The sequence below is a fragment of the Acinetobacter sp. ANC 4654 genome (assembly GCF_002135425.1).
GTDB lineage: Bacteria > Pseudomonadota > Gammaproteobacteria > Pseudomonadales > Moraxellaceae > Acinetobacter > Acinetobacter kyonggiensis.
Genome location: NZ_NEGL01000013.1, coordinates 45,476 through 58,529, shown reverse-complemented (window position 1 = coordinate 58,529; position 13,054 = coordinate 45,476). Strand labels below are relative to the sequence as shown.

At 37.9% G+C, this 13,054-nt stretch carries 10 protein-coding genes; 5 read left to right on the top strand and 5 right to left on the bottom strand.

Features of this window, described 5'->3' with window-relative positions:
* Nucleotides 1–200 precede the first annotated feature (200 nt).
* Nucleotides 201–1,550: a chromate efflux transporter gene (chrA, locus tag B9T24_RS15615; RefSeq protein WP_086166637.1), complete on the bottom strand. Its 1,350-nt coding sequence runs from the start codon at nt 1,548–1,550 to the stop codon at nt 201–203.
* The gene (locus tag B9T24_RS15610) at nt 1,547–2,473 is read right to left on the bottom strand and encodes a chromate resistance protein ChrB domain-containing protein (RefSeq protein WP_086166636.1); all 927 of its coding nucleotides are present in this window, start codon (nt 2,471–2,473) and stop codon (nt 1,547–1,549) included. Before B9T24_RS15610 ends, chrA begins: the two co-directional genes overlap by 4 nt.
* A gap of 336 nt (nt 2,474–2,809) precedes the next feature.
* Here B9T24_RS15610 and B9T24_RS15605 point away from each other — a divergent pair, with 336 nt between their 5' ends.
* The 5 genes from B9T24_RS15605 to B9T24_RS15585 all read left to right on the top strand — a co-directional run bounded on the left by B9T24_RS15605 (nt 2,810) and on the right by B9T24_RS15585 (nt 9,862).
* The gene (locus tag B9T24_RS15605) at nt 2,810–4,687 is read left to right on the top strand and encodes a potassium transporter Kup (RefSeq protein ID WP_086166635.1); all 1,878 of its coding nucleotides are present in this window, start codon (nt 2,810–2,812) and stop codon (nt 4,685–4,687) included.
* A gap of 341 nt (nt 4,688–5,028) precedes the next feature.
* Nucleotides 5,029–5,997, top strand: a complete 969-nt coding sequence (locus tag B9T24_RS15600; protein WP_143223766.1) for a SphA family protein — start codon at nt 5,029–5,031, stop codon at nt 5,995–5,997.
* Between the two features lie 74 nt (nt 5,998–6,071).
* On the top strand, nt 6,072–6,878 hold the full coding sequence (locus B9T24_RS15595; protein WP_086166634.1) for an SDR family oxidoreductase: 807 nt from the start codon (nt 6,072–6,074) through the stop codon (nt 6,876–6,878).
* 153 nt (nt 6,879–7,031) lie between these two features.
* Nucleotides 7,032–8,249: a multidrug effflux MFS transporter gene (locus B9T24_RS15590; RefSeq protein ID WP_171264925.1), complete on the top strand. Its 1,218-nt coding sequence runs from the start codon at nt 7,032–7,034 to the stop codon at nt 8,247–8,249.
* Between the two features lie 488 nt (nt 8,250–8,737).
* Nucleotides 8,738–9,862 carry an FAD-dependent monooxygenase gene (locus B9T24_RS15585; RefSeq protein WP_086166633.1) on the top strand — a complete coding sequence of 375 codons (1,125 nt, stop codon included), beginning with the start codon at nt 8,738–8,740 and terminating at the stop codon, nt 9,860–9,862.
* A 65-nt stretch (nt 9,863–9,927) separates the two neighbouring features.
* Here B9T24_RS15585 and B9T24_RS15580 read toward each other — a convergent pair whose 3' ends face one another.
* The 3 genes from B9T24_RS15580 to B9T24_RS15570 all read right to left on the bottom strand — a co-directional run bounded on the left by B9T24_RS15580 (nt 9,928) and on the right by B9T24_RS15570 (nt 13,038).
* On the bottom strand, nt 9,928–10,359 hold the full coding sequence (locus B9T24_RS15580) for a DUF2147 domain-containing protein (RefSeq protein WP_086166632.1): 432 nt from the start codon (nt 10,357–10,359) through the stop codon (nt 9,928–9,930).
* A 221-nt stretch (nt 10,360–10,580) separates the two neighbouring features.
* Nucleotides 10,581–11,774, bottom strand: coding sequence for an MFS transporter (locus B9T24_RS15575; protein WP_086166631.1), 1,194 nt, complete (start codon nt 11,772–11,774; stop codon nt 10,581–10,583).
* A 121-nt stretch (nt 11,775–11,895) separates the two neighbouring features.
* A complete protein-coding gene (locus tag B9T24_RS15570) occupies nt 11,896–13,038 on the bottom strand; it encodes an FAD-dependent monooxygenase (protein WP_086166630.1) in 1,143 nt (380 codons plus the stop codon).
* Between the last annotated feature and the right edge of the window lie 16 nt (nt 13,039–13,054).

Sequence of the window (13,054 nt, the reverse complement as noted above, 5' to 3'; positions counted from 1 at the left end):
TTAATCTTACGGCACAAATAATGTCTGTTAGTTAAAGAATTTAGACATAAATTCTTTAACTTTTTTCTTCATGAAAATGTTTTTGATTTATGCAAGTTATCTAATGGCTAGATTCTGCGAAACATGGTTTGTATCCTTTAAATAAATTGCATCATATACAGCTCAAGTCGCAAGTATCTGTGAGATGTCAATCGACCTATTTATAGTAAAATTTTAATGCTTAAACCAAGCAAAGCAGAACCGATGATGACTCTTAGCACACTTTGATTAAACTTAAATAATGCTGCTACAGCTAAAATAGCAATAATGGCAGAGGTATAATCAAAATTCCCCTCAAAACCTTGTGGCCAAAGCACGTGGTAACATAAAAAGAGGGCCAAATTTAAAATGACTCCCACCACGGCAGCGGTAATGGCGGTTAAAGGGGCGGTGAATTTAATTTGATTGTGTGTGGACTCTATAACAGGTGCTCCTGCTAAGATAAAGAAAAATGAAAAAATAAAAGTGAACCACGTGACGATAATTGCACCCAATGCACCTGCAACAAATTGATGTTCAGCCCCAAGCAGTGAATGATTATAAGCAGCCAAGAAACCGACAAAAGCCACCACCATGATCAATGGACCGGGAGTACTTTCACCTAGGGCTAAGCCATCAATCATTTGAGTTGGGGTGAGCCAATGATAAAAACCAACCGCGCCCTGATAAACGTAAGGTAAAACAGCATAAGCACCACCGAATGTCAGGAGTGCAGCTTTCGTAAAAAACCACGCCAGTTGAGTATAAGAATGACTCCATCCCAAAACTGCTGTTAAAGAAGCAAGTGGAATTGCCCATAAAAGTGCTGAAATTACCGCTATTTTGATCAGATGAGACCATTTAAAAATAGCATGTTCAGGTGTAGGGGTATCATCATCAATAATGGCACGTCCATAAGATTTTTGACTGGACTGATGTGCATTAAGCATAAATAAATCAGGATGCTTTTTACCGACCAGATAACCCGATATTGCTGCACATAAAACAATGAAAGGAAAAGGGATATTAAAAATAAATATTGCCAGAAAAGCTGCAACCGCAATTGCCCATAGAAATTTATTCTTTAATGATCGACTACCAATACGATACGTGGCATGGAATACAATGGCGGCAACAGCGGGTTTAATCCCGTAAAACAGACCTGCAATGATGGGAACATTGCCATATTTCACATAGACCCAAGACAGTCCAATCAGGATAAAAAGCGAAGGTAGAACAAAGAAAACCCCTGCAATGATGCCACCTTTGGTTTTATGCATTAACCAGCCAATATAAGTGGCAAGTTGTTGAGCTTCGGGGCCGGGTAAGAGCATGCAATAATTCAAGGCATGCATAAAACGCTGTTCTGAAATCCATTTTTTTTCTTCAACCAACTCTTGGTGCATAACCGCGATTTGCCCAGCAGGGCCGCCAAAGCTAATAAATCCAAGTTTTAACCAAAATTTGAATGCTTGCCAAAAGTTGATAGATTCAATTTCTGTTTGATCTTCTAAAGATGACTTATTATTCATGTTAAATTCCTTTGAAAGTCTGCATATAAGCCATCAAAAATATGGTTTGAAAGATGGAGTAATTGATCATCATTTGTGATTGTGCTTCTAAGCCCTTGTAAAATCTTTTCAATGCCTAAGGCTTCGGCAGGCTCATTGCCTCCAACATCTAAAAAATGCACAATTTCAGCGATTTTATTTAACGCAGGATTTTGTAATTCAAAGCTATGTATTAAGACTTCAAAGCTGACTAGATTATTCACATGCGTAAATTGGGCATGATCAAAATCAAAACCTAAGGCATTTTTGGGGCAATCATTGGGATGCTCTAACCAAATAAATTTTGCCTGAGGGTCTACAAATTTCTGAATGATCCATGCCGATGCCAAGCGGTCAACCCAAGGACGCTTTCTGGTTGCCCAGATTTTATTTTGAAAATCTTGCTTAAATAAGACTTTTAATTGCTGTTCAAAATTATTGGGTTCATCGTATTCACCTAACCGAGCAATGGCATGTTCTAATCGAGTGAGTTCATTCAGTACTTTGCTTTGATGGGTATTGGGGAAAAAATCTATTTCTATCAGTGAATTGAAATTTTTTCTTAATTTTCTAATCTGTTTAAGATGTTCTTTTTTCTTATTTTCCTCAAGCGTATTTTGTATTTGTGAAATCTCGGTTCTCAGTTCTTCATATTCTGCAGTCCTGTCAAAAAGTTGAGCAAGGTCTAAATTTTCAGGCGCTTCGGTCTGAAAGATATAGGCATGCCCATGTTCATTAAGATGATCATGAACAACCGATTGGAATTTTTCAGAATGTATTGCTGGTAATAGGTAGACACCATCTCTTAAAGTTGCTGCACCATTTGACTTTAATGAACGCCAAATTCGCATTCTTGCGGTTGTGCTTTGACTGGGAAGTGATGAAATAAGCAATGCTAATTTCATGTTATAAACTCAACAAATTTTGTTTAATTTATAACAATTTTTTAAGATTGAAAATGGTTTTTCTTGAATAAGAATATGTGTAAAAGTCATAAAAAATTTCTAGATAATTTTTTTTAAATACCTTTTTAAACTCATGTACATCGTAGAGATGAAATAATATCGAGCAATCGGATGATATTTATTCCATTAAAATGCTTTGAATGTGCACTTATATAGAACAGACTTACATAAAAAACCTATTAATTTCTTATAAAGCATTGTTTTTTATGTCTAAGAAATTTTAAGACCACTCTAATGATAAAATTATAGACTTATCAATTTTATGATTCGCATATCATGCAGAATAAAGTGAGTAAGCCGGCAGTACCAGCATTGACACTGGCTGCATTAGGAGTGGTTTTCGGTGACATCGGAACGAGTCCTTTATATGCATTAAAAGAGAGCTTTCATGCAACGCGTGGATTACCTATTAATGAAATTAATGTTCTAGGCATTCTGTCTTTGATTTTTTGGACTATCACGTTAATTGTTTCAATTAAATATGTATTGGTCATCATGAGAGCTGACAACAATGGTGAAGGGGGAATTATGGCTTTATTGGCGTTAAATCTTCGCCAAAAAGGTCTCTCTCCTCGAAAGAAATTTATAATAATTATTTTAGGCTTTGTGGGAGCTTCTTTATTTTTTGGGGATGGCATTATTACCCCTGCAATTTCTGTACTTTCAGCAGTAGAAGGTCTTTCCATTGCAACACCAGCTTTTGATCGGTTTATCATTCCGATCAGTATCGGAATTTTAGTCGCGCTCTTTGCTGTTCAAAGACATGGTTCTGCAGTCATGGGGAAATTTTTTGGTCCTATAACTTTAATATGGTTTCTCTCCATTGGCGCTATAGGTATCAGCAGTATTATTCAAAGTCCATTTGTGCTCGCATTACTTAGTCCGCATTGGGCTTTTTTGTTTGTGGTGAATAATCCTTTTATTTCATTTTTTGTGATGGGAGCAGTCGTTCTAACAGTTACAGGTGGAGAGGCTTTGTATGCTGATATGGGGCATTTTGGAATTTTTCCTATTCGATTAGGCTGGTTTTTAATCGTTCTGCCATGTTTAATCCTAAATTATGCGGGTCAAGGCGCATTATTGTTACGAGATCCAAGCGCAATCGCCAACCCATTTTACTTACTTTTACCCTCAGCTCTTCTCTATCCAATGATTATTCTTGCAACAGCAGCCGCAGTAATCGCGTCTCAAGCTTTAATCAGCGGTGTATTTTCTATGGCGAAACAAGCCATTCAATTGGGATATTTACCTCGCCTCACAATTTTACATACCTCTGATTCAGAAATTGGGCAGATTTATATACCGTTACTGAATTGGCTATTATTTATTTCTATTACAATCTTAGTCTTAATATTTGAGAATAGTAGCAGTCTAGCAGGCGCATACGGCTTAGCCGTGACAGTAACGATGTTCTGTGACACGTTATTAGTTGCTTTTCTTGCTTACAGTTATTGGAAATGGCAAACATGGAAAGTATTACTTTTCATTATTCCTTTTGTCTTTATTGACCTTATTTTACTGAGTTCTAATTTGCTCAAGGTCTTTATTGGTGGCTGGGTGCCTGTATTTATTGCGATTATCGTTTTTACCTTAATGATGACTTGGAAAAAAGGCAAAGAAATTCTGCAAGAAAAATTGCAGAAAGATACGCTTGCTCTTAGTACTTTTATTCAGTACATGGGTGATACAAATCAACGTATTAGTGGAAATGCTGTCTTTTTAACGGGAACACCACAAGTCGTACCTCATGCTCTGCTACATAATTTGAAACACAATAAGGTTCTTCATGAACGTAACTTATTGGTCACTATAAATATTATGGAAATTCCTTATGTCGATTCGGAAAATAGGATTGAGACAGAAGTACTGGATAAAGGCTTTTATAGAATACGTTTAAATTATGGTTTTAAAGAAGAACCTGATGTACCTAAAGCACTAGAAAAAGCCTTCGATACATTAGGAATTGAATATAATTTAATGGATATAAGTTTCTTTGTGTCTAGAGAAAGGCTGATTCCAATCATGTCAAATAAGATGTCCAATTGGCGTGAGAAGCTATTTGTGACTATGCAAAAAAATACCAGCCCTGTGAGTGATTTTTATAAAATTCCTTCAAACAGAGTAGTCGAATTAGGCAGCCAAATTGAAATTTAAAAAAAATTAATCTTAAAAAACACCTTCTATGAAGGTGTTTTTTTATGTCATAGAAAAATTCTGATACGAGAGTTACTGTTAGAAAGCATTTAAATGTCTGTATTCTCAACCATAAAAAGCCCCACACTTGGTATAGCTTAAATTCTGTAAGTTTTAAAAAAGATATTCGTTCTTTTTTGAATGTAATTATTTTTAGGGGAGATTACCTTAGCATCTTTCATTAAAGTGTTATCTAAATTAAGCATATCTGTTTTAAAAATAAGACTCTATCTACTTATAGAGTCATACCGTACTGTTTAGCCATTAATTATAAAAACGTAAACAGCTAAATGGAGTCAGCTATGTTTTTAAAAATGGTTAAATGCACAACAGCATTATCTATTGGATTATTTTTATCTGGGCAGGTTCTAGCATTGGAACCCGGCGCAGCGCCTCAAGCACCAGCTGGAAATACCATGGGTATACCACTCAGCGCACCATTACCACCTGGGCTTTACTATACCAGTTCAACTAAATTTTTAACTGGCTCATTGAAGGATGATAACGGTGATAATTTAGGTTTGGATTTAAATGCACCGGCTTCAACCTCTATTTTTATTTATACCCCCGGTTTTCAGGTTTTAGGGGGAGATTACCGTGCATGGCTTGCGGTGCCATTTATTCTAGCAGAAGAGACTATTAGTAATCCAATGCTTGGGGAAACAGGTACGCATTCACGAACTGCTCTGGCAAATATTGATGTGCATTTCGCGGATATTGCTTGGACTTTAAGCCCAGGACAATTTATTAGCTCAGGTCTAGGTGTTATTACTACAACAGGTTTTTGGAAGCAAGGTGGTACCAATACAAGTGGTGAATACTGGTCAATCAATCCACGTGTTGGTTATAGCTTAATGAATCAGGATTGGAACATTGCATTAGAAAGTCATTATTTTTATAACTTTGAAAATGATAAAAATAAATATGATTCAGGGGATGAATTTTTCTTTGATGCAACAATTCTGAAGAAATTTGATTTTATTGAGGGTTTGCAAGTTGGGCCGATTGGTTATATCCGAGAGCAAGTGACTGACGATAAAAATAATGGCACAGCTTATTACGGTACAACCAATGCTAAAGCACGTCAGATGGGCTTAGGTGTACAGGTTCTAAAGGACTTTGGTCGTGGTCTATTTGTTGGACTAAGTTGGTCTAAAGATTTGGAAACCAAAAATGCAGTCAGCAACGATGGACGCTTTGCATTAAACGTTTCTGTGCCAATGTTTATGAAACATAAACCTAAGCCTGCAAACCTACCAAGTAAGTTTTAATTAAAACCTTATCATTTAGAAAAAGGGTCATCTATGGATGGCTCTTCTTCATATTTAAATCAGGATAGGAAAATATGTCATTACTTCAAAATCATGTCATTTTAGTCACGGGTGCAGGTTCAGGTTTGGGTTTAGGCATCGCAAAATACTGCCAAGAACAAGGTGCACAAGTCATTTTTACTGACATTTCACAAGATAAAATTGATCAATTAAAGAAAGTAGTTTCAGCTGATACATTAATTTTACAATGTGATGTGACTCAAATTCCCGATTTAGAAGCTTGTCGTGATGCCATTCTTAACAAATATGGCCGTCTTGATGCATTAATTGGTGCTCAGGGTATTTTTGATGGCAATATTCCACTCAAGCAAATGACAAGCCATCACCTTGATGCTTTATTTAATGAAATCTTTAATGTAAATGTAAAAGGATATCTGCTTTCAGCGCATATTTTTCATGATTTACTTAAAGCGAGTAAGGGATCTATTGTACTGACCACGTCAACGGCAGCGTATGCTGCAGATGGTGGAGGTGCCGTCTACACCGCTAGCAAAGGTGCTATCCGTAGTTTAGTGAATCAACTTGCTTTTGAATTTGCACCGAATATTCGCGTCAATGCCGTTGCACCAGCTGCTATTGGTAACAGTGAACTTAAAGGTCCAAAAAGTCTTGAACTGGATAATCAAAAACAATCTGATATTCCAAAGGATGCTTTTCTCCAGTTATTCCAATCTATTAGTTTGTTGCAAGAACTGCCACATGCCCGTGATTATGGTGCGATATATGCATTTTTGGCATCCAAACAGAATATTGTCATGACTGGGCAAACCATTGTTGCCGATCAAGGCTTACTCAATCGTACCTTATTAACCCAGCCTTAGCTCCACATCTCAGGGAGATGATCCATATTTTCATCTCCTTCATAGCCACTTTATTTAAAGAAGAACTGCTACCTATGTGGAATTTCATTTAAAGCCAACAATACTTTAAGCGAAAAAATGCTATTCAAATAAGATAAAAATGAAGATAAAGTCATGAATACAATGGAAATTAAGAAAGAGTATACTACGCGCTGGATTTTACTCCTCGCGATTTTGACTGCAATAGCACCATTATCAACAGATATGTATTTACCCGCACTGCCTGAAATGGCAAAAGACTTTGGTGTAAATACACTGATGATGGCCAATTCCTTACCCGCCTACTTTTTAGGGATTGCAGTGGGGCAGCTCATCTACGGACCGATCAGTGATCGTATTGGTCGTAAAAAACCACTGGTTTTTGGCTTGAGCCTACATATTGTTGCCAGTATTTTATGTATTTATGTTGATAATGTTTGGTCACTGTTTTTTGTCCGTGTTTTACAGGCTTTAGGTAGCTGTGTAGGATTGGTTTTGGCACGAGCAGCTATTCGTGATGTCATGGATACGAATTCAGCAGCAAAAGCGTTTGCCAGCATGATGATTGTAATGGGGATAGCGCCAATTCTTGCACCTACATTTGGTGCATGGTTGTTGATTTTCTTTAGCTGGCAATCTATTTTTATTGCGCTCTTTGCTTTAGGTATAGTGAGCCTGATTTGGGTATTATTTGGATTTAAAGAAACCTTAGCAGAACATAGACGTTTACAACTTTCGTTTAAAGAAGTCGGTCAGTTATATAGTACGATTTTAAAAGATCGAAGTTATCTTTTTCCAATGTTAGCTGGATGTTTTAGTTTTGGCGTGTTGTTTTGCTATATCAATGCTGCCTCAGCAGTGCTAATGGATGGTTTTCATTTAAATCAACAACAATTTGCTTATGCATTTGGTTTTAATGCCTTGGGTACTATGATTTTATCGGCGATGAATCATAAGTTAGCCGAACGTTTTAATGTCATACAACGCTTACAATTAGGTGGAATTATTCAATTGATTGGTGCCATTTTTCTTATTATTGTCGGGCTATTTCCAGACTTTGGTTTGATATTAACCATGTTGGGTTTATTTATGGCTGTGGCTGGAATTGGATTAACCGCTCCAAATTCGACAGCATTGGCTATGTCACAACAAGGTCGTCAGGCAGGCTCAGCCAGTGCCTTAATGGGTGGGCTACAATTTATCTTGGGTTTAAGCAGCGGTTTGATTCTGAATTTCTTATTCTGGAGTCCAGTGATGAATATGGCCATTTCGATGCTCATTTTTGTCGTTTTCGCAAATATCGCTATTCAAGCTACCGTTCGCTACCAACAGCAACAATCCCTTACTATCTAAAGCCACACTTGAAACTATTTTGAATGATGATTTATGGAGTACAGCGCTCCATTCATCATCTTAAAGTAGTACACTTTCGTTAAATAATTACAATCTCATATTATAAATAAACGCTTTATTCGATTAATAAGTGCTATCTGAATTTAAGATATCTCATATATCTGAATCCTCCATTTTTGAATTATTTTGCCGTTACCATCTAGCAATACGCTTTTCTAGGGATAGAGGAAAGTACATGCGAATTCTGAACAGGAAAATTTGAATGCACAGCTTAATCATTCATATCTAAAGACCGAAAATTGAGTGCATATTTTATATAGTTCGACATCTAATTATTCATTTTAAAAACCAATTTTAGGTATTTTCAAATAAAGTCGTTATTTAAAAATAGGATAGCTGCTTTAACTTTTTATGCATATTTTGATTATCTAATTTGTTTTATGCTGAAACATGAAAGGGAAAGTTAGTTCGATATAAAGGATGCAAAAATGAAAATATTGGTCTTAGGCGGTGGTATTGGTGGCATGGCTGCGGCGTTAAAGCTAAAAGCTTTGGGGCATCAAGTCGATTTAGTTGAACAAGCCAAAGACTGGAAGGCGGTAGGGACAGGGCTGACACTCTCGGTATTAACTTTACGTGCTTTATGGGATTTGGGAATTGGGAAAGAAATTACTGAGCAGGGTTATGTTCATGATGGCGTCGATATTTATGACCAACATGGCGAATTTATCCGCACAGTTTTATCAAAACGGGTAATTTCATCAGAAACCCCTTCTGAAGGTGCAATTCTACGTCCTGTATTACATCAGATTATGTCTGAGAAAGTGATTGAAGCTGAGATCAATGTTCGTCTAGGCGATACGATTGATACTATCCAAAGTGAGCTTAAAACAGGTTCAGACGTTCAATTTGTCAGTGGCGTTAAAGATCACTATGACTTAGTGATTGGTGCAGATGGCGTGTTCTCAAAATTAAGAGACTTACTTATGCCTGAACAAGCCAAACCTGAATATACTGGCCAAGCTTGCTGGCGTATTCAGTTTGAACGTCCAGCGGAAATTACACGTGGGCGCATGTTCCAGTCAGAAAGAATGAAGGTAGGATTTAATCCCTGTAGTCCAACACATATGTATATGTACATGATGGAATGTGTACCAAAGGATCAGGTATGGCGTGAAGAGGCAGAACTACCACAGATTGCAAAAACTTTACTCAGCGATTTTGATGATGTACTACATGATTATATTGCACAAATTGATGCTAATACGCCCATCATTTATCGTCCTTTGGATCGCGTTATGGTCGATGGTGCGTGGCATCGGGGTTCAACATTGCTAATTGGCGATGCAGTACACGCTACAACCCCACATTTAGGTTCTGGTGCAGGCTTAGCTGTGGAGGATGCCATTGTATTGGCTCATTTTATTGAACAATATGGTGATGATCTTGAGACTGTTTTTAAAGAGTTTATGCATAAACGTCTAGAGCGTGCACGCTATGTAGTCGAAACGTCTGGTGAAATTGGTCGTATGGAAATTGCAGGTGAGTCGATGATCGCACGCAGTATGTTGCTTGCTAAAGGTTTTGAACAAGTCACTAATGCTTATATGTAAAAGTTAATTAGAGTAAAAGCCTGCATTCAGCAGGCTTTTTTGTTTTTAAAGGCTTGTCCTGTCGGTTATTTCATCCGAATCCAAGATAGCTTGCGTCCAGCTTTTTCTTCATCTGAACTGTTTCTTAAAATTAATACGGTACCTTTCGTGTTGAGTTTTCCACTCACCTCATAAAGTTGGTTAATCGCAGGATCGACCACTTTACCTTTACTAAAATTTTTAGGATTGTTTAGATTTTGCTGTAAACCAGTGAGCAATTGAAAACCAGTTAAACCGCTTAAATTTTTTGCGGGAGCATTCGGTGGATTAAATGCCTCCACAATATGTCCGTTATAGCTATTTCTATCCTGCTTGGTTATTTTAATTTTGACCAATGTAAAACCACTTTTATCATCAATGACTTTCCATAAACCGCTTAGATCATTCATATCCTGCGCGAAAGCCATCTGATACATCGTACTGTTTAAAGCAAGCAATAAAATCCATTTAAGAAACATGGTAAATCTCAACTGTTGAATAGGCAATATAGCCAAAGACTAAATTTTTACTCAGCTTAGGTTTTTAATTTAATCATTAAATAACTTAAGCATGATTGTTTTAACTATGGAAAAACGTATTTTTAATAAAACGAATAAATACGATTTTAGAGTTTAAAAAAGCCATTCATGGACAAATGGCTAAAGGAAAAAACTCATTTTTTATTTAAAGAAGTTATGGGTTAAGCAAAGGGAACAGGCTCATCTTTAATCACTGATTTAGGCAGTGCTGTACCAGACAATACCGCTTTACGCGTTTGGCTAAATAAATAAACTTGTGCAGCAACCGCTACACAGCAGGCATAACCAATTGCTTCAAAACTAATAAATTTCACCAGTGTTCCACTAATAAAGGGTGCAATTGCAGCACCAACCATCAGCATGGCAGGTGTACCTGCGACTGCACGGCCTGTCGGGTCTAAACGCGCCAATAAGCCGAATGCAAAGGTATGAACAAACAAAATTGTAAATGCCATGAAAGGTCCTGCAAGTGCAAAGACCATATAGTTATGCGTATGTGTCGTGAGAAGTGAAAAAATGGCTTGAAAAATAGGACCAAAAGCAATAATGGCCGTTACGCTGACACGGTTTTGTAAAATGGCAGCTAAAGGTGCAGGAAAAATAGTCACTATTCCGTAAATGACCAATGCCATAGTCACCATATCTCGTGTAAATCCACGTTCTAAACCGATACGTTCATAGAAACTTAAAGTCATGGCTTGGGTCATAGCAAGTAACGCGACACCCACCATACAAAACCAGACTGGACGACCCAAAGGAGGAAGATTTTTGATATTTTCATAATTATCAAAATCAACAGCACGAGTGGGTTTAGGAAAAAAGAGTAAACAGGCAAGTGTCGCAGCGAGCATGACGCCAGCTAAAACAAAAAACATGGTACTTCCACCAAATTTTTCAATTAAACCTGGGGTTCCGCCTAAAAATAACACACCAAAAATACCAATCGCTAAACCCGCAATGCCAAATATACGATGTGGATTGACCGCATGCCCCATGGTGCCATGAGTCACACTTAAGGCTGTACCCGCTGCAATTCCTCCTGCCAAATGCAAGCCTGCAAGAATAGGAAAACTGGTATTCATTCCCGAGATAATAAATGCCAAACCAGCCAGACCAAAGCCAAAAATGGCTGCAAACTTGACATGAATACGATTAAAACGTGGTGCAAAAAATATACTTGCACCCGCAGCACCCATTAAAAATAAGGTTGCAAGACCACCTGCCTGTTGGGGGTCAAAATGATAATGTGCAATTAATGTTCCTACCCAAACAGGTAGGGCAACCAAATCGACCATACCTGCACAATGGGCAATCATTAGGGCAAATATGCCACGCTTACTTTCTATTTTTGTCATTTCCATCTCCTATGGCAGCTGCCATATGTCCTTTAAGTGAATGCATTAATTCACTATCCTTTTGCTATTTTTTCCTTAAATAGCCGTTTTTTCTGTGACCATTCAAAACAAAAAGAAGCGATTAAATCGCTTCTTTTAGAATATTGAGGGCTTTTTCAACCACAGCAGTTTGCTGTTCGACAGGAGCGCGTTGTTGTTCTAAACGACCAATTTCCATTGAGCTTTGCACCACAAGGCGACAGCGGTTTTCACGGCGATGCATAAATGCAGCAAATGCTTTTTCGACATTACTTTCTTTTTGGAAAATCTCCGCCAGTACTAAAGCATCTTCAATTCCCATGCCGGCACCAGAGGCAAGTTGTGGAGTTGTGGGATGAGCTGAATCACCGATGAGTAAGACTTTTCCAACATACCAAGGGCCGGGAAGATCAAAACATTCCAATGGACGGAAATTAATGTGAGGATTGTCTTTTTCAGTTAAGGATTCACGAATTTCTGCCAAAATACCGTCATAACCTTCAAGCAGTTGTTTTAAAGTTTTGTAATTGTCTTCAGGTTCTTGCCAACGTTGTGGGCAACGTTCCAGTAAAAACATATACATATGATCTTTAGACACAGGGGTGAAGCCAACTTTGACAGGACCGCCTAAGAAATAAGTACGACGTTCAACTGATTCAGGTCGTTTTAAAAATAAACGCCAGCAGCTTTGACCGGTATATTCAGCTTTAGGGGCATTCGGAAATAAAAGTTGACGTGTTTTAGACAGCACACCATCTGAACCCAAAACAAAATCATAACGATCTGTTGTGCCATCGCTGAATGTGACCGTTACGCTATCATCATCTTGTTCAAAGGCATCTGCGGTTAAACCTAAACGCATTTTTACGCCAGCATCTTCAACATGTTTATGCATGATCGAATGCATAGTAGGGCGCATGATGCCACCACTACCCGCAGTATCTGCTCCTTCAAGCATGGGGGTAGGTAAAATACGTAATGGATTGCCTTGTGGGTCGCAAACCTGAATACCATCGCCGACATAGGCTTGATTGGTTACTTCGTCATAAACACCAAGCTGTTTTAAGGCTCGCAGAGTTGGGCCAGTAATGGTCAGACCTGCACCGAGTGCACCCCAATTGGGATTAATATCAATAATATCGATTTCAATGCCAATACGAGACAGCGTAATAGCAGATGCCATGCCCGCAGTTCCCGCACCAATAATCAGGGCTCTTTTTCCTTGAGCAGCAGAATTTTGAGTCATAGTAAACATTCCTTTG